Below are 22453 nucleotides of genomic sequence, written 5' to 3'. Positions count from 1 at the left end.
CGACCGCGTGGAGCGGTCGCCGGCCGAAGCGTCGGGTGAGGCGGTCGCCACGCGACCGGGAGCGGTCGATCAGCGACCGGGAGCGGTCGTCAGCGACCGGGAGCGGTCGTCAGCGACCGGGAGCGGTCGTCAGCGACCGGGAGCGGTCGTCAGCGACCGGGAGCGGTCGTCAGGCCGGGAGCGGTCGTCAGGCCGGGAGCGGTCGTCAGGCCGGGAGCGGTCGTCAGCGGCCGGGGGCGGGAGCTGTCGAGCCGCGGACCACCAGCTCGGGCTCAAACAGCAACTCGTCGTGCAACACGCCGGCGCCTTCGATCTGGGTGACCAGCAGATCGACGGCGGCCTGCCCCATCGTCTCGATCGGCTGCCGCACCGTGGTCAACGGCGGGTCGGTGCACGTCATGAACGCGGAGTCGTCGAAGCCCACCACCGACACGTCGGCCGGCACCGAGCGACCCAACCGCCGGGCCGCACGGATCGTGCCCAGCGCCAGGACGTCGCTGGCGCAGATGATGCCTGTCACGCCCCGCTCGACAAGTTTCGTCGCGGCCACCCGCGCACCCTCCATCGAGAAGCTGGACCGCTCGACACACTCGGCGTCGGCCTCGTCCCAGCCGGCGGCCTGGATCATCGCGTCCAACTTGCGACGGGACGGCACGTGGCCCTCCGGGCCGAGCACCATCCCGATCCGTTCGTGCCCGAGCGAGCGCAGGTGCCCGTACGCCTGCTCCACCGCGACCGCGTCATCGGTGGAGACCCGGGGGAAGCCCAACTCGTCGACGCCCGCGTTGACGAGCACGACGGGAAGGCCCCGGTCGGTCAGGCGACGGTAGTGGTCGTGCCGGGCGTCGGCGAGCGCGTACGAGCCACCAGCGAAGATCACCCCGGAGACCTGATGGTCGAGGAGCATCTCCACGTAGTCCATCTCGGACACGCCGCCGATGGTCCGGGCGCACAGAGCCGGGGTGTAGCCACGCTGGGCGAGGGTCCCGGTGACGACCTCGGCCAACGCCGGGAAGATCGGGTTCTGCAACTCGGGCAACACCAGTCCGACCAGCCGGGCGCGTTCGCCACGCAGCTTGGTCGGCCGCTCGTAACCCAGCACGTCGAGTGCGGTCAACACGGCGGTGCGGGTCGCCTCGGAAACCCCGTCACGGCCGTTGAGCACCCGGCTGACAGTGGCCTCGCTGACGCCCGCCTTCTTGGCAACTTCAGTCAACCGCTTGGTCACAGCCGCAATCGTACGTCACCACAATGAAAGAAATGAACAGCAAAATGCCCAGCGTTTGCCGGCTAGCTGCCGCATTCTTCCCATCCGGCCCCATTCCGGGGCGCGGAGTCGGGCCCGGGGCGGCGTCCGCGACTCATTCCGCAGCCCAAAATCGGGCCCCGGGGCGGTGTCCACGCCCCCTCGACACCAGGTCGTGCCGCCCGAGCCTTGATCGACTCGACTTTCAGGAAGTCGCGGTATCGAGAGGCCCCGGACACCGCGACTTTCATGAAGCCGAGTGGATCAAGCGCGGCGCGGACGGCGCGGACGGCCCGGCGCGGACGTCAGGACAGGTCGCCCAGTGCGGCCTCGATGGCCCGGTGGAAGGTCGGGTACGCGTAGATCATGTGGCGGAGCTGACTCAGCGGCACCGCCGCGTGCACCGCCACCACCAGCGCGGAGAGCACCTCGCCGCCGGCCGGGCCGACCGATGTCGCGCCGATCAGCACGCCCTGGTCGGCGTCCGCGACGAGCTTGATGAACCCGTCGTCGCCGACCTGGTGGATCCAACCCCGGGTGGAGCTGCCGAGCTTCGTGAAGCCGACCTGCACGTTGATGCCGCGTTCGCGGGCCTGCCGTTCGGTGAGCCCGACCGCTCCCACCTCGGGATCGGTGAAGGTCACCCGGGGCAGGGCGCGGTAGTCGGCTCGGGGGACGGTGCCGGCCGACCCGCTCGACCCGCTGGCGGCCAGTGAGCTGGACGCCCCCATCGCGCCACCGACCACGCTGGACGTGCCGCTGGCGTCCGCCCCCGCCCTCGTCTGCCGGGCGAGGGCCAGGATGTCCGCGATCACGATTCCCGCCTGGTACATGGCGATGTGGGTGAAGGCGCCCTCACCGGTCAGGTCGCCGACCGCCCAGACCCGGTCGGTGACGTGCAACCGGTCGTCGACGGACAGGTAACGCTGGTTGGCGTCCACGCCGATCGTGTCCAACCCCAACTCTTCCAGGTGCGCCTTGCGCCCGGTCACCACCAGCAGCCGGTCGGCGGTGAACTCCGCCCCGCCGCCACCGCGCAGGACGAACCGGTTGCCGTCGTGGTCGACACGCTCGGCGCGTACCCCGGTGTGGATCTCCACGCCGTCGGCGCGCAGCGCCGCGGCGGCGACGTCGGACGCCTCCGGCTCCTCGACGGCCAGCACCCGGTCGAGTGCCTCCACGACGGTGACCCGCACTCCGAAGCGGGCGAAGACCTGGGCCAGCTCCAGGCCGATCGCGCCGCCGCCGAGCACCAGCAGCGACTCCGGCAGTTGGTCGGCCTCGATCGCCTGGTGGTTGGTCCAGTACGGGGTGTCGGCGAGGCCGTCGATCGGCGGCACCGACGGGCGGGTGCCGGTGCCCAACACGACCCCGTAGCGGGCCTGGAAGACCTGGTCACCGACCCGGACCCGGGCCGGGCCGTCGAAGCGGCCACTGCCGCGCACGAGCCGGCCGCCCTTGCCGGTGAACCGCTCCGCCGCGACAGTGTCGTCCCAGGTGTCGGTGGCCTCCTCGCGGATCCGCTTGGCCACGGCTGCCCAGTCCGGTTGGACCTGCGCCGTCCCGGCCAGCCCATCGACCCGGCGGGCCTCGGCGAGCGCGTTGGCGGCCCTGATCATCATCTTGCTCGGGATGCAGCCCCAGTACGGGCACTCCCCGCCCACCAGGTCCCGCTCGATGCCGACGACGCTCAGGCCGGCCTCGGCGAGCCGCCCGGCGACCTCCTCGCCGCCGACCCCGAGCCCCACCACGACCACATCCACCAGCTCCGGCTCTGCCACCGGAACAGCATCCCCCAGCGACACCACAGCAACCACCGGGGTCCGGAGAAAAGTCGACACGCTCACCCCTGCCGGCCCCTTACGGTGGCGGGATGCACGCACGCTTCGCTCCGGTCCGGGACTGCTTCCACGACCTGCTCACCTCCGGTCGGGAGACCGGCGCCGCCCTGGTCATCTGGTACGACGGCCAGCCGGTCGTCGACCTGGTCGGCGGGACCCGGGCCGCCGCCGAGCCGTGGCGGCCGGACACGCTCGTCAACGTCTACTCGGCCGGCAAGCCGGTGGCCGCGCTCTGCCTGCTGATGCTCGTCGACCGGGGGCACGTCGACCTCGACGCGTCCGTCGACAGGTACTGGCCGGAGTTCCGCACCCCCGCCACAGTGCGCCAGGTGTTGTCGCACACCGCCGGGCTGCCGGCCTTTCCGGTGCCCCGACCCGCCGCCGCGATCGCCGACTGGGCGCTGCTCGCCGGCGACCTGGCCGCCGCCGACCCTGAGTGGTCGCCGGGCTCGGTGGCCGGCGAGCACGCCTGGACCTACGGGCACCTGGTGGGCGAGTTGGTTCGCCGGGTCGACGGGCGGTCGGTGGGCCGGTTCCTCGCCGAGGAGATCGCCGACCGGTGGCAGCTCGACCTGGCGTTCGGGCTGACCGAGGCGGACCAGCGACGCTGCGCCGACCTGCGCTACGGCGACCCGGGGTGGCCGAGTCGGAAGCTCGGCGAGCCGGGCTCACTGCGGGCGCGTGCGATGGGCAATCCGGCCGGCGGGCTGGACCTCGCCGTGTTGAACAGTTCGCTCTGGCGGGGTGCCGAGATGCCGGCGGTCAACCTGCACGCCAGCGCGGCCGGCCTGGCCCGGCTCTACGCCGGCGTGCTGGCCGGCGGCGTCCTGGACGGCGTCCGGCTGTTCAGCCCGGAACTGGTGGCCGAGACGACCCGGGTCCAGTACGACGGGCCGGACCTGCTGCTGAACCGCCAGGTCCAGTGGACGCTGGGCATGCAGCGGGAGCCGGACGGCAGCTGGGGCATGGGCGGCCTCGGCGGCAGCGGCGGGTGGGCCGACCCGGAACGCGGCTACGCCTGTGCGTACGCCACAGCCCGGCTGGACGAACACGACCGGGTCAACGAGCTGGCCGAGGTGTTGCACTCGGTGCTCTGATCAGCGCAGCCAGACGGGTTCGGTGCCCGGCACCGAGAGGGGCGGTGGATAGTCGGGCGCCTCGGGCAGTTTCCACGGTTGGTGGATCGCCTTGCCTCGCACTCCCGCCAGCTCCGGCACCCACCGGCGTACGTAGTCGCCGGCCGGGTCGTACCGTTCGGCCTGCCGGACGGGGTTGAACCTCCGGTACGGCTTGGTGTCGTTGCCGGTGCCGGCGACCCACTGCCAGTTGCCGGAGTTGTTGGCCACGTCCCCGTCCAGCAGCCAGCGGAAGAAGACTCCGACACCGCCCCGCCAGTCCTGCCCGAGCGACTTGGTCAGGAAGCCGGCGGTGATCAACCGGGCCCGGTTGTGCATCCAGCCCTGCGTCCGCAGCTGCCGCATCCCGGCGTCGACGATCGGCACCCCGGTCCGCCCCTCGGCCCAGGCCGCCAACGCGTCGTCGTCGTAGCGCCACCGCTCGGTGGCGCCCCGCTGGTACGCCGCTGTCGAGATCTCCGGGAAGGCGGCGGTGACCTGGTAGTAGAAGTCCCGCCAGCAGATCTGCCGGACGAACGGCCCGGACCGGTCCCCGGCGCGGTTGGCCACCGCGAGTGGGGACACGCAGCCGAAGCGCAGGTACGGGCTGAGTCGGGAGGTGTCGTCACCGGCCATGTCGTCGTGCTGGTCGGCGTACCGGTCCAGGTCCGGCAGCCAGTCGGTGAGCCGCTGCCGGGCGACCCGCTCACCGCCGACCGCCGCGTCCGGCGAGTCCCCGGCCGGCGGCTTCGGCAGGCTGCCCACGCGCACACCGCCGGGCAGCGTCACCCGGCGCGGCGGGGCCAACTCCTCGCGCCACCGGCTGCCCGCCCAGGCCCGGTGGTAGGGGCTGAACACCCGGTAGTGGTCACCGCCGCCACCGGGCCGCAGGGCGCCCGGCTCGACCACTGTCAACCCGGGAAACAGTCGCAGGTGCAGCCGGTGCCGCTCGCACTCGGCGCGCAGTCGCCGCTCCCGCCGGCGGGCGTAGTGGCTGACGTCGGCGGAGAGGGCGACGGCGGTGGCACCGACCTCGCCGGCCAGCCGGATCGTCTCGGCCACCGGGTCACCGTGACGCACCACCAGGTCGCCGCCCCGCTCGCGCAGCTCGGCGCGCAGGTCGGCGAGGGCCTGGTGCAGGAACCGGGTGCGGTTGGCCGACCGGTCGGCCAGCTCCGGGTCGAGCACGTACAGCGGGACCACCCGGTCGAAGGCCGCGCAGGTGGTGGCCAGCGCCGGGTGGTCGTGCACCCGCAGGTCGCGGGTGAGGAGCACGATCGCGGTGCCCGCGGTCACCGGGTCTCCGGACCGACAGTCGGCCCGGGGATGGTGACCGGCGTACCGGTCGAGGTGAGCAGCGCCCGTCCGGCCACCGCCAGCCGTCGCCGCTGCGGCACCACGGCACGCCGGACGAAGACGTCGAAGTCCTGCGCGGCGACCTCGTCGAGGATGCCGCCGTAGACGGCGTACGCGGTGCGCATGCAGGCCTGCGAGGCCGGCGCCAGCATGGTGATGCCCGGTGCGGCAGCCGCGTAGTGCGCCTGGGCGCGGGTCACCTCGTACTCGATCAGCTCGCGGATGCGGGGTGTGCCGCGGCCCCGCGTGCGGGCCTCGATCAGCTCGTCGCGGGTGACTCCGAACTTCGCCAGGTCCTCGTCGGGCAGGTAGGTGCGGCCCCGGTCGAGATCCTCCGCGACGTCCCGGATGAAGTTGGTGAGTTGGAAGGCGAACCCGAGCTGCCGGGCCGGCTCCCGCGCCGCCGCCGGGTCGGAGCTGCCCAGGATCGGCAACATCATCGTGCCGATGACCGCCGCCGAACCCTCCATGTAGTCGAGCAGGTGGTCGTAGGTCGGGTACGCCGTGACTGTCAGATCCATCGCCATGCTCTTCAGAAACGACGCAAAGTCGTCCCGGTCGAGATCGAAGACCGCGATCGTGTGCAGCACGGCAGGCAGCAGCGGGTCGTCGACCGGCGCACCGCGCAGACCAGCCACGAACTGGCTGGCCCAGTCGTCCAGGCGGGCGGCCCGCTCGGCTGGCGGCAGGTCCTCGGTGCGATCGACGATCTCGTCCGCGTACCTGGTGAACCCGTAGAGGGCGTGCACATGTCGCCGTTTCCATGCGGGCAGCAGCCGGGTGGCGAGATAGTAGGTGCGGCCGTGACGTTTGTGCAGCTCACGACACCTGTCGTAGGCAGCGGTGAGATCTGTGTCCACCGGCCCTCCTCATTTATCGACGCACCAATCGACGCAACTCGCAGCCTAGGGTACGCTCAGCCGCATGGCCAACGACGCGGTTGCGGGCAATGCGACCCGCGTGGCGGCGGCAGTCCCGGTCGACCGGGACGACCCGGTCGGCGCCGTTCTGGCCGCGTACACCCATGAGCTGGTCGCGGCGGTCGACGAGGCCCTGACCACCTTCCTCACCGCCGAGGTCGACGCCCTCGCCGAGATCGACGCGTCGATGGGCAGCTTCGCCGCCTCCGCGCGGGAGGCCGTCCTGGTCGGCGGCAAGCGGATCCGGCCGACGTTCGCCTACTGGGGCTGGCGCGGGGCGATCGGCGGCGTCGAGGCACTGCCGCCAGTGCTGCCGGCGCTGGCCGCGCTGGAGTTGCTGCACACCTTCGCCCTGGTGCACGACGACGTGATGGACGCCTCCACCACCCGTCGCGGCCGGCCCACCGCACACGTCGCGCTCGCCGAGCAGCACATCGCGGCCGGCCACCGTGGTGATCCCGGGCGGTTCGGGGAGGCCGTCGCCATCCTCATCGGCGACCTCTGCATGGTCTGGGCCGACCGGTTGCTGGCGCACGCCACGGTGCCAGCGGCCCGACTGTTCGAGGTTCGCCGCTGCTACGACCAGATGCGGGTGGAGACGGTCGCCGGGCAGTATCTGGACGTGCTCGGCGAGAACGACCCGGCCAACTGGTCTGTCGACCGGGCGCTGCGGGTGGCCCACTACAAGACCGCCAGCTACACCGTCCAGCGACCGCTGCTGTTCGGTGCCTGCCTGGCCGGGGTGCCCGCCGACGACCCGCTGGTCTCCGCGTACACCCGTTATGGCCTGGCCGTCGGCGAGGCCTTCCAGCTCCGCGACGACCTGCTCGGCGTCTACGGCGACCCGGCCGCCACCGGCAAGCCCGCCGGTGACGACCTTCGCAGCGGCAAGCCGACCACGCTGTTCGTGCTGGCTCGGGAGTTGGCCACGCCGGCACAACTGCGGGCGTTGGAGCGGCCCGGTGACACACCTGTCGACCGGCTCGCCGAGCTGGTGGCCGACACCGGCGCGGTGGCCCGGGTGGAGTGGATGATCGCCGAGCGGGTGAGCGACGCGCTCGCCGCGCTCGCCGCCGCACCAGTGGACCGCACGGCGCGGACCGCGCTGACCGGGCTGGCCACCGCCGCGACCGACCGGCGGGCCTGATGAGCGATTCTCTCAAGGAGGTGGTCACGTGCGGACGGTGACAGGACGGACGGACCGGGTGGTGGTCGTCGGGGCCGGCCTGGGCGGGCTCGCCTGCGCGCTGCACCTGGCCGGCACCGGGCGACAGGTCACAGTGCTGGAGCGCGAGCCGGTGCCCGGCGGGCGAGCCGGCCGGCTCGCCGTGGACGGTTACGAGTTCGACACCGGCCCGACAGTGCTCACCATGCCCGACCTGATCGCCGAGGCACTCGGCGCGGTCGGTGAGGAGTTGCACGACTGGCTCGACCTGACCCCCCTCGATCCGGCCTACCGGGCCTACTACCCGGACGGTTCGACGCTGGACGTGCTCACCGACACCACCCGGATGGCAGCCGAGATCTCCCGGGTCTGCGGGCCGCGCGAGGCCGACGGTTACCTGCGCTTCGTCGAGTACGCGCGAGAGCTGTGGCGGCTGGAGCGGGCCGACTTCATCGAGCGCAACCTGGACGCGCCGACCGACCTGATCACCGGCAACCTCCTCAAGCTGCTCAGCGGCGGGGCCTTCCGACGGCTCCAGACGAAGATCAACCAATTCTTCCGCGACCCGCGTACCCAGCGGATCTTCTCCTTCCAGGCGATGTACGCCGGCCTCGCACCGCACGACGCCCTCGCCATCTACGCGGTCATCGCGTACCTCGACTCGGTGGCCGGGGTCTACTTCCCGCGCGGGGGCATCCACGCGGTCTCCAAGGCCATGGCGGGTGCCGCCGAGAAGCACGGCGTGCAGATCCGGTACGACACGACGGTGACCCGGGTGGAGACGGCGCACGGCCGTGCCACGGGTGTGCTCACCGCCGACGGCGAACTGGTGCGGGCGGATGTCGTGGTGCTCAACCCCGACCTGCCTGTCGCCTACCGGGACCTGCTGCCCGCCGCGCCACGACGCCGGCTCACCTACTCCCCGTCGTGCGTCGTTCTGCACGTCGGCTCCCGACAGGCCTATGCGAAGATCGCCCATCACAACATCCATTTCGGACGCGCGTGGAAGGGCACCTTCGATGAGGTCATCCGGCGGGGCGAGCTGATGACCGACCCGTCACTGTTGGTGACCAACCCGAGCCGGACCGACCCCTCGGTGGCCCCACCCGACCGGCACACCTACTACGTGCTCGCCCCGGTGCCCAACCTGCATCGGGCGCCGTTCGAGTGGCGCGGCGACCTGACCCAGCGCTACGGCGACCAACTGATCGGCACCCTGGAGGAGCGCGGCTACGTCGGCTTCGGTGCCGGGGTCGAGGTGCTGCGGGCGATCACCCCAGCCGAGTGGGAGGAGCAGGGGATGGCCGCCGGCACCCCCTTCGCCGCCGCGCACACCCTCTTCCAGACCGGCCCGTTCCGCCCGTCGAACCTGCATCGCGACCTGCCGAACGTGGTCTTCGTAGGCTCCGGCACCCAGCCCGGGGTGGGTGTGCCGATGGTGCTCATCTCCGGCAAGCTCGCCGCCGGCCGGATCAGTGGAGAGGGTCGATGAGCAGCCGCGAGGAGCACCTTGTCGAATTGGTCGACGATGCCGGCACGGCCCACGGCGAGATGACCGTCGCCGACGCACACCAACCCCCGGGGCACCTGCACCGGGCCTTCTCGGTGCTGCTTGTCGACCCGGACGGCCAGGTGCTGCTCCAACGCCGGGCCGCCGTCAAGACCCGGTTCCCGCTGCGCTGGGCCAACTCCTGCTGCGGGCACCCCCGGCCCGGCGAGTCCCTCGCCGAGGCGGCCAACCGGCGGCTACGCGAGGAGTTGGGCGCGGGCCCGGTCGAGCTGACCGAGGTCGGCGTCTACGTCTACTACGCCGAGGATCCGGCCACCGGCCGGGTCGAATTCGAGTACGACCACGTACTGCGGGGTGACTTCCTGCCCGCGGCCCCGCTCCTGCCGGACCCGGACGAGGTCGCCGAGTTGCGCTGGGCCGACCCCACCGCGCTCGAAGCCGAGTTGGACCTCGACCCCCGGTCGTACGCGCCCTGGCTGGGCGGGGTGGTGAACCGGCTACTGCACCCCTCGGGCGCCACGTCGGGCGCATCCGATCCGGCCGTGACCCCGTCCGGATCGTCGGCGGATGACACGGCGGAGCGGTCGGGTGGTCGATGAGGCGCTGAGCGCGGGGGCTGTCGCACGCCGGCTGGGGGTCGCGGTGACGACCCTGCGCACCTGGCACCAGCGCTACGGGCTCGGGCCCAGCGAACACATCCCCGGCCACCACCGCCGGTACACGCCCAAGGACCTGGCCCGCCTCGAGATCATGCGCCGGCTCACCGCCGACGGGGTGAGCCCCGCCGAGGCCGCCCGCTGGGCCCGCCAGGCACCCGATCCGACGCCCACCGACACCGTCGCCCCCACTCGGCTCCGCCGGCCCGGCCGGGACGGCGGTGGAACCATCCCGGTGGGCCGCGCCGGCCCGGCAGCCCGCGGGTTGGCCCGGGCCGCCATGCGGCTGGACGCGGCGGCGGTCAGCGAGACGATCGCGCACGCCCTGGCCGCCAACGGAGTCGTCGCCACCTGGGAGAGCCTGCTGCGCCCGGTCCTCACCGGCATCGGCGAACGCCACGCCGCCACCGCCGGCCTGATCGAGGTGGAACATCTGGTGTCCCGCTGCGTCTCGGAGTCCCTCGCGGCAGCCAGTCGGGCCAAGGTTCCCACCGGGCCGGCCCGCATCCTGCTCTCCTGCGCCGACGAGGAGCAGCACACCCTGCCGCTGGAGGCGTTGGCCGCCGCGCTCGCGGAGGCCGGGGTCAGCTACCGGACGCTCGGCGCCCGAGTGCCGGTCGCCGCGCTCCTCGAGGCGGTCAACCGGACCGGACCGGCCGCCGTGGTGCTCTGGTCGCAGACCCTGGCCACCGCCGACCCGGCCCAGCTCAGCGCGCTCCTCGCGGCACCCCGCCGTCCGTTGTTGGTGCTCGCCGCCGGGCCGGGCTGGCGAGCCGACACGCTGCCCGCCGGGGTGGTGCGGCCGATCGACCTGGCCGAGGCCGTCTCGCTCGCCGTCGCGGTCCGTGACTCGCTGGACCAGTCGAGGCGTGACTGACCGCACTGTCGCCCGTTTGCGGCGTGAACTACCGTCGGAGGCTCCGCCTACCCCGACCCCTCCGGGAGCCAGCAGATGCAAGCCCGCGCCGTCCTGGCGTCCGTCCTCGCCATGGCGCTGGTCTTGTCCGGCTGCGCCCAGCCGGACCGCACCATCACCCGCTCCAGCGCATCGCAGCCGGTGCCCTCGGCCACGCCTACCCCGAAACCGCACCCCACCGTCGCCAAGCCGCCCAAACCTCCGCTGCGGCCCCTGCCGGCCAAGCTCCCCGCCGGCCTGCGGCGCACCACCGGCGCGCGCCCGGTGGTGTTGACCTTCGACGACGGGCCGAACCCGGCCTGGACGCCCAAGGTGCTCGACCAACTGCGGGCCGCCAAGGTGACTGCCACCTTCTGTGTCGTCGGTCGCGAGGTGCAGCGTCACCCGGAGTTGGTCCGCCGGATCGTCCGCGAGGGCCATCAGCTCTGCAACCACAGTTGGCGGCACGACCTCGACCTGGCACGGCGACCGGTCGCCGAGATCAGGGCCGACCTGGACCGCACCAACCGGGCCATCCAGGCGGCGGCTCCCGGGGCGAAGGTGTCCTACTACCGGCAACCGGGCGGCCGGTGGACGTCGGAGGTGCTGGGGGTGGCAAAGGACCTCGGCATGCGCCCCCTGCACTGGTCGGTCGACCCGCAGGATTGGGACAAGCCCAGCGCCGCAACGATCGGCAAGCGAATCCACGCCGCCGCCGGCCCCGGTGCCATCGTGCTGCTGCACGACGGGGGCGGCAATCGGGCCGCGACGCTCGCCGCCTGCCCGCAGGTGATCGCCGATCTGAAGCAACGCTTCGGCATCGCCCGACTCAATTAGGACCTGTCGGACGAGCCGAGCCCGAGTTTCGGCGGTGTGGTCTCCGGGCGACATCCGGGCCGGCGCAGACCGGCCGGCACCTTCGAAACACCCTTTGACCTGCGGTTACGCCCCGATCCCCGGCCGCCCCGATACCGATTTTGTCCACCGACCTGGCATCACGTATGCTTTCCAAGCCTCCGGCGGGGCCGGATGGGAGCAAGTCCGCTTGAAGTTGCCAATGTGCAATGATGGCGGGGCCGCCCTCATCGTCTAGCGGCCCAGGACGCCGCCCTTTCAAGGCGGTAGCACGGGTTCGAATCCCGTTGGGGGCACGACCGGCGCAAGCCGGAGCAACACAAGCTAGGTCCTGTGGAGCAGTTGGAGTGCTCGCCGCCCTGTCAAGGCGGAGGTCGCGGGTTCAAGTCCCGTCAGGACCGCAGCGCTGACGCCGCGCCTCGCGCGGCGTTCTGCGTATCGGAGCATGTCGCCCTTGCCGCCGGTTCGTCCGGTTGCCGGGTAACATGGGCCGAGCAGTACGGCCAGGTAGCTCAGTTGGTACGAGCGTCCGACTGAAAATCGGAAGGTCGGCGGTTCGACCCCGCCCCTGGCCACATAGCCTTTCGCCGGGCTACAGAGGTCCCCACCAGCGGAAACGCAGGTGGGGATCTTGCTGTTTGCGGCGTCTTTCCACCGACGACCTTCGGCCCGTCGCAATGTGATCCACTCCACTTCCTGAAAATCGGGGCATCCGGAAGTGCGGGATACCCCGATTTCGCCAAAACCGAGTCGATCATGAGCTGGTGGCGGGCCTGGTCGTGCGGCTGTGCGGTGGACGGACGGCCGGAGCACGGACGGCCAGTGCACGGACGGCCAGTGCACGGACGGCCAGTGCACGGACGGCCAGTGCACGGACGGCCAGTGCACGGACGGCCAGTGCGCGGACGGCCGGTGCGCGGACGGCCGGTGCGCTGTTGTGCGGCGTTCGGCCCTGCGGCCCTGCGGCTGTCAGCCGTCGCGGCCCTGCTGGCGGTGCTGCGCCATGCCGCTCTGGATCGCCTCCCACACGCTGCGCCCGGCCTGGCGCAGTGTCTCCCCCGCCTGCTCGGCGAACTGAGCCGCGCTCTGCGCTGCGGCCTGCGCCCCACCCAGCGGACCGCTGCCGCCGTCACCATCTCCGGCCGCGCTCGGGCCCGGGGCGGGCGACTGATCGGGTCGGTTGCGAGGTTGCCCGGTCGACGACCCGGCCGGGCCCTCGGTGCCCCAAGCCGCCCCGGCCGACCGCTGCCCACCGCCCGGACCTGCCGACCGCTGCCCACCGCCCGGACCTGCCGACCGCTGCCCATCGCCGGGGCCTGAATGTTCCTGCCCGCCACCCGGGCCAGCTGGCCGTTGCCCACCACCCGGGCCAGCCGGGCGTTGCCCTTCGGCATGGTGCCCTTCGGGGTGGTGCCGCTCTCCGTGCCGCCGGCCAGTCGGGTGACGACCCTGCGTTCCGCCGGACTCCGGTCGTACCTGCTCCCCCGACCCAGGACCACCGGACCGATACCCGGGACCGCCAGCGCTGGGTCCCGGGCCACCAGCGTGCGGCGTGGCGCCTCCAGCGTGCGGCGTGGCGCCTCCAGCAGCCGAGCCCGGTCGACCCGCTCCAGCCCGATCGGGGCCGGACCGATCAGGACCAGACCGATCGGCATTCGGTCGATCAGGGCCCGACCGATCGAGGCCGGACCGATCGGCACCCGACTGGTCGGCCGCTCGGCCCGGATCGGCGACTGCGCCGACCGCACCCACCTGCTGGCCCGGCCCATCGAGTAAGCCGCCGGGGCGGCGCGTCCCGACCGCAGTGGCCCCGGGGGCGGGCTGCGGTGCACCGCGGTTCACGTCGTCGAGGGCGGTGGCAGCCGTTCGAGCAAGCGCCTCGATGATCTGCGGATTGTGGTCGAGTGTGTCGAGTGCCCGCCCGAGGATCATGGTCAACTGCTCCAACCGCACCCGCAGCTCCGCTTCGGCGTGCACCCCGTTGATTTCCAGCTCGACGCCGCTCAGGTGCACCCGTACGCCGGCGTCGACCTGGATCAGGTTTGCCACCCGGGCCCGCAGCGACAGGTCGGCGTCCAGGCCGTCGACGGCCAGCCGGATCGAGTCGACGGAGACCCTCGGAATGTCGAGCAGGACATCCGGATCCCCGTGGCCCGGCTCCCGCTGCTGCGCGCTCTCGCTCATGCTCTCCCGCCCGCCTGCACACACCGGCCCGGTCATCCGGGCCGTTCGGCGCGGGTACCCGCTTTCCGGCAGAGCATCCCGTCCGTGACGGATCGGCCACCCCGCGTCCAAACCCGGCGTGACACGAAGCTGCACACGCGGGCATCAGACGGTATGGTCCGGGCCTATGGGACAGGAAAAGACTGATCCGGCCGACATCCGGCAGGACGGCGACCGGTTCTCCTTACGGTGCAGCCTCCACGTCCCGGGCTCCGCCGAGCGCGCGTTCGCGGTCTTCACCGATGAGCTGACCGACTGGTGGGTCACCGAGTACACCTGGTCCGGCCCGGACGCCCTCGCCGAGCTGGGCATGGAGCCGCGGGCCGGCGGGATGCTCTACGAGATCGGCCCGTACGGCTTCCGCTCCGACTGGGGTCGGGTCCTCACCTGGGACCCGCCGCGCCGGTTGGTCTTCGTCTGGCAGATCGGCCCCGACCGGGCGCCGGTGCCGGACCCGGCCCGCGCGAGCGAGGTCGAGGTGTTGTTCCATTCCGAGGGGCCGGAGCGCACCCGGGTCGAGTTGGAGCACCGGCACTTCGACCGGCACGGCGAGGCAGCCGAGGGATACCGCGAGGCGCTCACCGCCGGCTGGCACGAGTTACTCACCCGCTACGTCGCCACGGTGTCGCGCCGGCAGCCCACCACCCCCGCCTGACCGTCAGCGGCGCACGACCGCCGGAAACCGAACCACCAACCCTCGCCGGTCGCGCGCAACCGCCGGGAACCCGAACCGCCAGCACACGCCCGCCGGAAGCCGAGCCGACACGCAGGGCCGAACCGGCACACCGCCGCCGGGCCGAACCGGCAGGCGCTCGTCAACGGCCGAGTTGCCGTGCCGGGGCGGTGTGGCCACCGAGGTCGCGACCACCCAGATGCGCGTGGCGGCCGGCCTCCGCCCCCGACCCGAAGCCGGTGCCGCCCAGCCTGCGTGGCGGTGCGGTGCGCAGCCGCGGGTATTCCTCGGTGAGCCGCCGCTGCACCCGGTCGGACCGGTCAGCCAGCACCAGCGCCACCGATGGAGCCCCCGACTCGCTGGCCGCCGCCGTCTCCGCCGCCCAGAGTCGACCCCCGATCACCTCCGCGAAACCGGCAAGCCAGGACCGGCGGAAGGCCGCGGGATGGTCGTCCGCGGGCACCTCGGTGGCGGCCAGGCCGTGCGCCGCCTGCACGAGCAGTGAGGTGAAGAGCAGGTCGACCCGTTCCAGGTCGCTGGCGAAGCCGAACAGGTGCAGGGTGAAGCCGTTGCCCTGCCGGCGGCGGACGCAGCGGCAGCGCAGTGGTTCGGCGACCGCGGCGAGCAGACCGACCTTGTCGCGGGCGTACGGGGCGATGATCTCCAGGATCCGGTCGCCGACCGGATCGGTGGTCGGGTCACGGACGGCGAGCAGCGCCCGGTCGACTCCGTAGCGGGCGATCAACTCGGTCGCCTTGGCGGTGAACGCCTCCGCCTCGGCGGGTGTGCAGGCTGGGTCCTCAGCCTGGGCGAGCAGCTTGCGCACCTTGCTCAGCATCGCCTCGGACATGGCTACAGAGCTATCACACGGGTCGGACATCCATCGGGGCCGCGGGACGATCGCGTACCACGCGCTCCGAGTGAGCCGGCCGACGTCGCGGCCGGGCCGCGGATCACTCGGCGCGGCTGCGCAGGGTGGCGATCGTCGAGCCGGCGAGGGTGAGGAGGCAGGCCGGGAGCAGCCCGTCGGCCGCCGCGGCGCCGAACAGCGCCGCACCTGTGGGTTCGTCGCGATTGGCGTACGCGCTGACGAAGCGGGCCACCCAGCGGGTGTCGTAGTCGGCCTGGTCGATTCCCGGGAAGTCGAGCGCCGCTCCGTTGGCCGCTGGCGCGTCGCCGACCATCGTCGCGGCCAGGCACCAGGCCACCCCGTACGCGCCGCTGAGGCCGGCCCGGTCGACGACCGCGTCGAATGCTCCCACCACGGCGTCCCCATCTCCGGTCAGCGCCGAGTGGAGCACGGCGGTCGCGTCGTCGAACGTCTGCTGTGGTAGGTCCGTCACGCAGCGCACAGTAGGACGGGCGGTCAAGCGCCTCGAAGGCCGTCACTTTCCGTGTTCAACGCGAGCTACCTGCGCATTACGTCGCCTCCACGGTCCCGCCGACGGCCCCGGCACGCTAATGTGCGCAGCGGACCTTCGCCGGAGGAAGGACGACCATGCTCGTATCACGCCGTTCGCGGGTGGCCACACTGGCCGCCTGCGCGACGATCCTGCTCGCCACAAGCGCCTGCGGGGATGACAAGGCCAAGGAGCCCAGCGCCCAACAGGTGCGCCTCTATGGCACGGACGGCAACATGCTCAACTCCTATCCCGCGGAGTTGAAGGAACGCGCAAGTCTCGTCGACGGGATGAAGGGCACCACGCCACTCGTTCCGCTGCCCGACGACTTCAAGGGCCGGCTACGGACCGTCAATCCGGCGCTGACCGACTACGTGTACTCCGCCGAGACGTACGACGCGGTGGTGGTCGCCGTGCTGGCCGCCCAACTGGCCGGGAGCACCGACCCGGCTGCCATCGCGAAGCAGATCGTCGCCGTGACCAACGACGGGCAGCGCTGCGAGGATCCGGCGAGTTGCCTCGCGCTGGCCCGTGCCGGGCAGGACATCGAATACCGTGGCGTTTCGCTGACCCGTGCGGGCTTCACCGACAAGGGTGAGCCGGCCACCGCGAGCTACGCCACGTTGACCTTCGACGGGCAGCAGATCAACGACGGCAAGACCGAGTTCGTCGGCGCGGGCATCGAGTCGGCGGCGAGCACCAAGACGCCACCGAAGCCGAAGAAGCAGCGGCCGACCGCCGACCCCGACCAGAAGCCGCTGATCCTGGGCGGCCTGCTGCCGAAGACCGGTGACCTGGCGATCGCCTACCCGCCGATGGCGGCCGGTGCCGCGCTGGCGATCAGGGAGATCAACGCTGCCGGTGGCGCGCTGGGCAAGCCGGTGACGTGGGTCGAGGGTGACGACGGCACCAGCCCGGTGGTGGCCAAGGCGACGGTGGCCAGGCACGTGACGGACGGCGTCAGCGTGATCATCGGCGCGGGTGGTTCGGGCATCTCCCGGGCGGTGCTGCCGGACGTGGTGCAGGCCGGGAAGATCCTCTTCTCCCCGTCCAACACCGACAGCAGCCTGACCGACGTTGACGACGGTGGCCTGTACTTCCGCACCGCACCGCCGGACAGCCTCCAGGGCCGGGCGCTGGCCGACGTCATCCTCCGCGACGGATCGCAGAAGATCGTCATCGTCGCCCGCAAGGACTCCTACGGTGAGGGCCTACAGGGCACGGTCCGCGACGAGTTGGAGAAGGCCGGTATCGCTGGCGACCGCCTCAAGCTGCTCACCTACGAGCCGCCCGTCGACGCCAAGGCTCCCCCGGTGGACTTCTCCGGCGGCGCCAAGGAGATCAAGGACTTCGGCGCGGATGCCGTACTGATCATCGGCTTCGGCGAGTCGGCGTCGGTGATCCGTTCGCTGGCCGACAGCGGAGTGCAGATCCGGCAGTAGCACTTTTAGAAGCAGGAAACGGCCGCACCGGCGCGAGCGTCGGTGCGGCCGTTTCGTTTCCCGGACGCCCACACCAGCAGGCTCACACCCCGCCACCCAGCCACCTGACGACCCGGCCGCGCCGGCCCGTGTCCGATGATCGACTCCGCTTCGCGGAAACCGGGCTGTCCGCGCGACCGGGACACCGCGACTTCCAGGAACCCGAGTCGATCAACGCCCGCAGAATCAGCGCGGTCGGCGGCGCTCCAGGAACTCGCTCATCCGTCGGTGCTTCTCCTCGTCCTCGAAGAGCACGGCCTGGCTGACCAGATCGAGGTGGGGGTGCGCGGCGGCGGGCGCGTCCACCGCCAGCTTGGTCAACCGCAGCGCCAGCGACGAGCCCAGGGCGATCTCGTCCAGCAGCGCGTGGGCCACCGTGAGCAGCTCATCGGGCTCGTCCACCACCCGGTTCACCAGACCGATGCGCAGCGCCTCAGCGGCGTCCACCCGCCGCCCGGTGAAGAGCAGCTCCTTGGCCCGGCCCTCACCGATCAACGCGGGTAGCCGGTGGGTCGCGCCCGCGCCGGCCAGGATGCCCAACCGCACCTCCGGCTGGCCGAAGACCGCCCGCGCCGTGCACACCCGCAGATCGCAGGCGTACGCCAGCTCCGCGCCACCGCCCAGCGCCGGGCCGTCGACGGCGGCCACCGTGGGCATCGGCAGCGCCCGGATCCGCGCGAAGGCGGCTGAGTTGATCGCGGCCAGGGCGTCCGTGCGGCCCCGCTCCCGGAGTTGAGCGATGTCGGCGCCGCCGGCGAAGATGCCGGCCGTGCCACCGGTGAGCAGCAGCAGCCGGGGACGGGCTTCCAACTCGGCGCAGACCTGGTGCAACTCGGCGATCAGGTCCGCGTCGATGGCGTTGCGCTTCTCCGGCCGGGCCAGGGTCACCACCAGCCGGTCCGGCCGCTCCTCGATCCGCAGCCCGCTCACTGCCCCGCCCACCTCTCGTTGGCGACCGTGGGGCTCGCGAACGCGCTCACTGCTTGACCCCGCCGTTCCACAGGTAGAAGCCGTGCCCCGACTTCTTGCCCAGCCGACCCTCGTCCACCATCTCCACGAGCAGCGGCGGCGGCGCGAAGCGGTCCCCGTACGCGGCCTGGAGGGTACGGGCGATGTCCAGCCGCACGTCGAGGCCGACCAGGTCGGTGAGCTCCAACGGCCCGATCGGGTGCCGGTAACCCAGCACCATCGCCTTGTCGATGTCGGCGGGGCTGGCCACCCCGTCGGCGACCATCCGGATCGCCTCCAGCCCGAGGGTCACCCCGAGGCGGGAGGTGGCGAAGCCGGGCAGGTCGCGTACGACGACGGGGTCCTTGCCCAACCGGCCGGCGAGCGCGACGGCCGCGGCGGTGGTCTCCTCGGCGGTGGCCGGGCCGACCACGATCTCCAGGAGCGTCATCGCCCAGACGGGGTTGAAGAAGTGCAGGCCGAGGAAGCGCTCGGGCGCTTCCAGCCCGGCGGCCAGCTCACCGATGGCGATGCTGGAGGTGTTGCTGGCCAGCAGGGCCGGGCGCAGCGCCGCGGCGTCGCGCAGCACCGCCCGCTTCAGGTCGAGCCGCTCCGGCACCGCCTCCACGATCACGTCGGGGTTGGGGGCGACCTCGGCGAGCGTCGGGCGCAGCGTGACCCGCTGCCGGTGCGCGGCGGCCTGGTCGGCGCTCAGCTTCCCGCGCTGCACGGCTCGCTCCCACAGCTCGGCGAGCCGGTTCAACGCCGCCGTGCCCCGCCCCGGGTCCACCTCGACCAACTCGACGGCGTGCCCGGCCCCGGCCGCCACGTACGCGATGCCGAGCCCCATCGTGCCGGCACCGACGACCACGAAACGTCCGCTCATCACGCCTCCCTGTCCCGCCCGCCGGCGCGCGGGGTCCCCGCCACACCGAGCTGGGTGTTTCGCCCGCTCCGCTCGCTCATGGTGCGACCCTAGACAGCTCGACGACCCGGCCCATGCTTGGGGGAGCGCGGGATCGGGTAATGACGGCCCCGTCAACCAAGGGAAGGAATCCAGTCGACATGAGCCAGGCACCGGAGAGCGTCACCGGCGGGGAGATCGTGGAGACCCGGGGCGACGAGCGGGTCGAGCTGCTGCGCGCCGACACCAACAACGACGGCAAGACCGACGTGTGGGTGGTGGACACCGACGGCGACGGCAAGGCCGACCTGTTCCAGTTCGACACCGACGGTGACGGCAAGGTGGACATCACCATGGTCGACATCGACGAGGACGGCACCCCGGACGAGGTGGTCGACGGCGACGGCGGCATGCCGCCCGAGGAGCTTCCCCCGACCGTCCAGGTCTGAGCTGTACGACGGCCCCCGCGCAGCGTCGCGCGGGGGCCGTCGCTCAGTCGGCGAGGCGCAGGGTGGCCAGGTAGTAGGGGGCGTCCCGGTCGTCCACATCGGTCAGCCGCCAGCCGGTGCCGTGCACAAGCGTGGCGAACTCGTCAGCCGAACAGACCAGGTAGTCGAACCATTCGGTGCTCAGCTCGCGGTAGCGCAGCCGGAGCCGCAGCTGCCCGCCGAGCCGGCCCCGACGGCGGTTGCGCTCGTGGTAGCCGGTGTGCAGCGGGTCGCGGGTGCCGTACGGGTCGGTGCCGTGCGCGATGATCTGCGCTCCCGGTCGGGCCAGCGCGGCGAGCGCGGCCAGGAACCCGGGGGCCCGCTGCCGGCCCTCGAACAGCCCGAGGTTGTTGCCGAGCAGCAGGAACGTGTCGTAGCGGTGGCCATCGGCGACGTGCGTGTCGACGGTGCCGTGCACCACCCGCCGCACGCCGCGATGCCGGCTGACCGCCAGCGCCCCCGCGGAGGTGTCCAGCCCGGTGACCGGTACGCCGCGCTCCTGGAGCAGCAGCGCGATCCGGCCGGCGCCGGTGCCGATGTCGAGCGTCTCGCCGCGGACCCGGTCCACCGCCCGGTGGTCGTACGGCTGCCACTCCTGCGGCCCGTCCAGGTAGTGCGCGGCCGGCGCGCCGTTGATCAGCCCGTCGTCCCGCTCGATGATCTCGATGACCGGCCGGGGCAGTCGACCCCCGACCAGCGGCCGAGGGCCCACGCCGGTGGCCACGGCAAGCGTGTCCCGCAGCAGCTCACCGACCACGTCACCGATTTGAGGCTCGCCTGTCACGGCGTTCACGCTATCCGGCCACTGGGTGGCCCGCAGCGGTCGTATCCTGGCGGCGTGACCATGTTGGACCGGCTGTCCGCCGAGAAATACCTCCTGCTCACGACCTTCCGCAAGGACGGTCGGGCGGTGCCGACGCCGGTCTGGGCGGTCCGCGACGGCGAGGCTCTGGCGGTGTGGACCCGGGCCGACTCCGGCAAGGTCAAACGGATCCGTAACAACGGCGACGTGACACTGGCGCCCTGCGACGTGCGGGGGCGTCCGCACGGGGCGGAGGTGCCGGCCCACGCGACGATCTGTGGCGGCGGTGACACCGGACGGATTCGCGACCTGCTCAAGCACAAGTACCGCGTGATCGGCCGGTTGAGCCTGCTGAGCAGCCGGCTGCGCCGCGGCGAGGGCGGCACCGTCGGCATCCGCGTGACGCTGGCCGAGGGCCGGCGCTGAGGGCGGTCTGACCTCGGTGGGGCATGGAAAGGGGCGGCGGATCGAGATCCACCGCCCCTGACCGGAAAAAATTGTGCCGCTCAGTCACCCTGCCGCTGCTGCGGGATCTGGCCCTGCAACAGCGCCCTGACCTCCGACTCGCGGTATCGACGGTGACCACCCAGGGTGCGGATGGCGCTGAGCTTGCCCGCCTTGGCCCACCGGGTCACCGTCTTCGGGTCGACACGGAACATCGACGCCACCTCGGCCGGCGTGAGTAGCGGCTCTGGTTCGTGCGTTCGCGATGCCATCGGTCACTCCTCCACATGTATAGACATCGGCCGGGGTCCCGCCGGCCGACGCGTCTCCCATGGTCCGGCTAGTCCCCGATGTCCGACATGGGCCGAACGGATGAAGGTCCCTAGACGGACGGATGAACCATGCCCGATTTTTACGACTTTTACACGGCAGAAGCCACCTTATTCGGACTCATGATCACGGTTCGTGATGCGTCAACTACGAGCATGCCTCACCTTGGGAGCGCTCCTACGAACATTTGTCCCTAATTGCACCGCTCCAGCAACTGCACCGCACGCCACCGGGCCACCAGCTTGTCGTACGCGGCGGAAGCCTCCTCGGCCTCACCGCGCGACAGCCCCGCCAGGCCGTTGGCGACCAACTCCGGCGAGTCGTCCGCCGCGAGAGTCTCGTTGGAGAGAAGGTCGACCAGGCCGCCGTAGTCCAGTTCGACAACCGACCGGGGATGGAACTCCTCCAGCCAGCGCGCCGCCTCCTCCACCGCCTCGGTGATCGGCGCCTCGCCCACCGACTTGCGCAACACGGCCAGCGCGCGGGACGACCGACGGCGGGCCTTGGAGATCTCCGTGCGGTAGCGCAGCGCCCGCCGACCCGGCTCGGTGACCAGGTCCCGTTCGGCCGGCTCGAAGAGCACGAACCAGCGCAGCGGCACCCCCCACGTGGCGATCTGCTCGTGCACCCGGGGCACCCCGTGCTCCAGCACCCGGGCTCCGCTGCGCCAGTCGTCGACCACCGCCCGGGCCTGCCCGGCGAGCACCGGCGGCACGAAGGCGTCGGCGAGCACCGGGGGCACCCCGTCCCGAGCGCTGAGGGCGGCCTCAGCGACCCGGATCCGCAAGTTCCACGGGCAGACCAACAGGCTGTCGTCCGTCTCCAGGACGTACGCCTCCTCCGGCAGGTCCGGCAGCCGGGTCCAACCAGCGCCCAACGCCTCGATCACCGCCGTCCGCTGCCGCCCGGGACCCTCGACTGGGGCCACCGCCCGCCCCTCCGAGACATAGCGGCGCCAGTAGCTCTGCCGGTCTCGGTCGAAGGCGGTCAACGGCTCGTACACGCGCAGGTAAGAAGCGAAGAGCGACGGCACGGCGCGATCCTCCCACGAACCGCGGCCGTGCGCGGTCAGCGGCCGGACCACGCGCGCCGCAACGTGGGACGGCGGCGGCGCGTCGAGCACCCGCACGACGGCCGATACTAGGCTCGATCACACCGGCAGCATCCCCGCCGGCGTCCACCAGGTCCGCGTCCCACAAGG

The 22453-nt window shown here is 72.1% G+C and carries 22 protein-coding genes and 3 tRNA genes; 13 read left to right on the top strand and 12 right to left on the bottom strand.

Annotated features, from left to right (window positions below):
* Positions 1-223 precede the first annotated feature (223 nt).
* Positions 224-1228 (bottom strand): LacI family DNA-binding transcriptional regulator, encoded by a 1005-nt coding sequence (locus AB0A95_RS12590; protein ID WP_357243619.1) that lies wholly within the window; start codon positions 1226-1228, stop codon positions 224-226.
* Positions 1229-1551: 323 nt separating this feature from the next.
* Complete coding sequence (locus tag AB0A95_RS12585) at positions 1552-3027, bottom strand: FAD-dependent oxidoreductase (protein WP_357555795.1); 1476 nt, start codon at positions 3025-3027, stop codon at positions 1552-1554.
* 92 nt (positions 3028-3119) lie between these two features.
* On the opposite strand from AB0A95_RS12585, the gene AB0A95_RS12580 reads away from it, so the two are divergent.
* Positions 3120-4184 carry a serine hydrolase domain-containing protein gene (locus tag AB0A95_RS12580; protein ID WP_357555794.1) on the top strand — a complete coding sequence of 355 codons (1065 nt, stop codon included), beginning with the start codon at positions 3120-3122 and terminating at the stop codon, positions 4182-4184.
* On the opposite strand, the gene AB0A95_RS12575 is transcribed toward AB0A95_RS12580, so the two are convergent.
* Positions 4185-5498 (bottom strand): deoxyribodipyrimidine photo-lyase, encoded by a 1314-nt coding sequence (locus tag AB0A95_RS12575; RefSeq protein WP_357555793.1) that lies wholly within the window; start codon positions 5496-5498, stop codon positions 4185-4187.
* Positions 5495-6418 (bottom strand): phytoene/squalene synthase family protein, encoded by a 924-nt coding sequence (locus AB0A95_RS12570; protein WP_357555792.1) that lies wholly within the window; start codon positions 6416-6418, stop codon positions 5495-5497. Before AB0A95_RS12570 ends, AB0A95_RS12575 begins: the two co-directional genes overlap by 4 nt.
* A gap of 64 nt (positions 6419-6482) precedes the next feature.
* Between AB0A95_RS12570 and AB0A95_RS12565 the strand changes: the two genes are divergently transcribed.
* From AB0A95_RS12565 to AB0A95_RS12530, 8 genes are all read left to right on the top strand, one after another.
* Positions 6483-7625, top strand: a complete 1143-nt coding sequence (locus tag AB0A95_RS12565) for a polyprenyl synthetase family protein (RefSeq protein ID WP_357555791.1) — start codon at positions 6483-6485, stop codon at positions 7623-7625.
* 28 nt (positions 7626-7653) lie between these two features.
* Positions 7654-9135 carry a phytoene desaturase family protein gene (gene crtI, locus AB0A95_RS12560; protein ID WP_357555790.1) on the top strand — a complete coding sequence of 494 codons (1482 nt, stop codon included), beginning with the start codon at positions 7654-7656 and terminating at the stop codon, positions 9133-9135.
* Complete coding sequence (idi, locus tag AB0A95_RS12555; protein WP_357555789.1) at positions 9132-9752, top strand: isopentenyl-diphosphate Delta-isomerase; 621 nt, start codon at positions 9132-9134, stop codon at positions 9750-9752. The genes crtI and idi overlap by 4 nt, the downstream gene beginning before the upstream one ends.
* The gene (locus AB0A95_RS12550) at positions 9742-10686 is read left to right on the top strand and encodes a MerR family transcriptional regulator (RefSeq protein WP_357555899.1); all 945 of its coding nucleotides are present in this window, start codon (positions 9742-9744) and stop codon (positions 10684-10686) included. The genes idi and AB0A95_RS12550 overlap by 11 nt, the downstream gene beginning before the upstream one ends.
* 75 nt (positions 10687-10761) lie before the next feature.
* Positions 10762-11541: a polysaccharide deacetylase family protein gene (locus tag AB0A95_RS12545; RefSeq protein ID WP_357555788.1), complete on the top strand. Its 780-nt coding sequence runs from the start codon at positions 10762-10764 to the stop codon at positions 11539-11541.
* A gap of 241 nt (positions 11542-11782) precedes the next feature.
* Positions 11783-11855 (top strand) — tRNA-Glu (locus tag AB0A95_RS12540).
* 31 nt (positions 11856-11886) lie between these two features.
* Positions 11887-11960 (top strand) — tRNA-Asp (locus tag AB0A95_RS12535).
* Positions 11961-12060: 100 nt separating this feature from the next.
* Positions 12061-12134, top strand: a tRNA-Phe gene (locus AB0A95_RS12530).
* A 394-nt stretch (positions 12135-12528) separates the two neighbouring features.
* Here AB0A95_RS12530 and AB0A95_RS12525 read toward each other — a convergent pair.
* Positions 12529-13743 carry a hypothetical protein gene (locus AB0A95_RS12525; RefSeq protein ID WP_357555787.1) on the bottom strand — a complete coding sequence of 405 codons (1215 nt, stop codon included), beginning with the start codon at positions 13741-13743 and terminating at the stop codon, positions 12529-12531.
* A gap of 166 nt (positions 13744-13909) precedes the next feature.
* Between AB0A95_RS12525 and AB0A95_RS12520 the strand changes: the two genes are divergently transcribed.
* Positions 13910-14437, top strand: a complete 528-nt coding sequence (locus AB0A95_RS12520; protein ID WP_357555786.1) for an SRPBCC family protein — start codon at positions 13910-13912, stop codon at positions 14435-14437.
* Between the two features lie 160 nt (positions 14438-14597).
* Here the strand turns inward: AB0A95_RS12520 and AB0A95_RS12515 are convergent, their stop codons facing one another.
* Positions 14598-15305, bottom strand: a complete 708-nt coding sequence (locus AB0A95_RS12515) for a DUF2786 domain-containing protein (protein ID WP_357555785.1) — start codon at positions 15303-15305, stop codon at positions 14598-14600.
* A 103-nt stretch (positions 15306-15408) separates the two neighbouring features.
* Positions 15409-15798, bottom strand: coding sequence for a hypothetical protein (locus tag AB0A95_RS12510; protein WP_357555784.1), 390 nt, complete (start codon positions 15796-15798; stop codon positions 15409-15411).
* Positions 15799-15953: 155 nt separating this feature from the next.
* Between AB0A95_RS12510 and AB0A95_RS12505 the strand changes: the two genes are divergently transcribed.
* Positions 15954-17297, top strand: coding sequence for an ABC transporter substrate-binding protein (locus AB0A95_RS12505; protein ID WP_357555783.1), 1344 nt, complete (start codon positions 15954-15956; stop codon positions 17295-17297).
* Between the two features lie 225 nt (positions 17298-17522).
* Here AB0A95_RS12505 and AB0A95_RS12500 read toward each other — a convergent pair whose 3' ends face one another.
* Entirely contained in the window at positions 17523-18266 is a 744-nt protein-coding gene (locus tag AB0A95_RS12500) for an enoyl-CoA hydratase/isomerase family protein (RefSeq protein WP_357555782.1), read from the bottom strand.
* Positions 18267-18312: 46 nt separating this feature from the next.
* Complete coding sequence (locus AB0A95_RS12495) at positions 18313-19170, bottom strand: 3-hydroxyacyl-CoA dehydrogenase family protein (RefSeq protein ID WP_357555781.1); 858 nt, start codon at positions 19168-19170, stop codon at positions 18313-18315.
* 179 nt (positions 19171-19349) lie between these two features.
* Between AB0A95_RS12495 and AB0A95_RS12490 the strand changes: the two genes are divergently transcribed.
* Positions 19350-19637 (top strand): hypothetical protein, encoded by a 288-nt coding sequence (locus AB0A95_RS12490; protein WP_357555780.1) that lies wholly within the window; start codon positions 19350-19352, stop codon positions 19635-19637.
* Between the two features lie 43 nt (positions 19638-19680).
* On the opposite strand, the gene AB0A95_RS12485 is transcribed toward AB0A95_RS12490, so the two are convergent.
* Positions 19681-20460, bottom strand: a complete 780-nt coding sequence (locus AB0A95_RS12485) for a class I SAM-dependent methyltransferase (RefSeq protein ID WP_357555779.1) — start codon at positions 20458-20460, stop codon at positions 19681-19683.
* Positions 20461-20514: 54 nt separating this feature from the next.
* Between AB0A95_RS12485 and AB0A95_RS12480 the strand changes: the two genes are divergently transcribed.
* On the top strand, positions 20515-20904 hold the full coding sequence (locus AB0A95_RS12480; RefSeq protein WP_357555778.1) for a PPOX class F420-dependent oxidoreductase: 390 nt from the start codon (positions 20515-20517) through the stop codon (positions 20902-20904).
* A gap of 80 nt (positions 20905-20984) precedes the next feature.
* Here the strand turns inward: AB0A95_RS12480 and AB0A95_RS12475 are convergent, their stop codons facing one another.
* Positions 20985-21194 (bottom strand): BldC family transcriptional regulator, encoded by a 210-nt coding sequence (locus tag AB0A95_RS12475; protein WP_007073996.1) that lies wholly within the window; start codon positions 21192-21194, stop codon positions 20985-20987.
* Positions 21195-21445: 251 nt separating this feature from the next.
* On the bottom strand, positions 21446-22285 hold the full coding sequence (locus AB0A95_RS12470) for a hypothetical protein (RefSeq protein ID WP_357555777.1): 840 nt from the start codon (positions 22283-22285) through the stop codon (positions 21446-21448).
* Between the last annotated feature and the right edge of the window lie 168 nt (positions 22286-22453).

Origin of the sequence: Micromonospora sp. NPDC049230 (assembly GCF_040647875.1) — a bacterium.
Lineage (GTDB): Bacteria > Actinomycetota > Actinomycetes > Mycobacteriales > Micromonosporaceae > Micromonospora.
The sequence above is the reverse complement of the archived record's forward strand: the minus strand, read 5'-3'. Positions and strand labels throughout refer to the sequence as shown.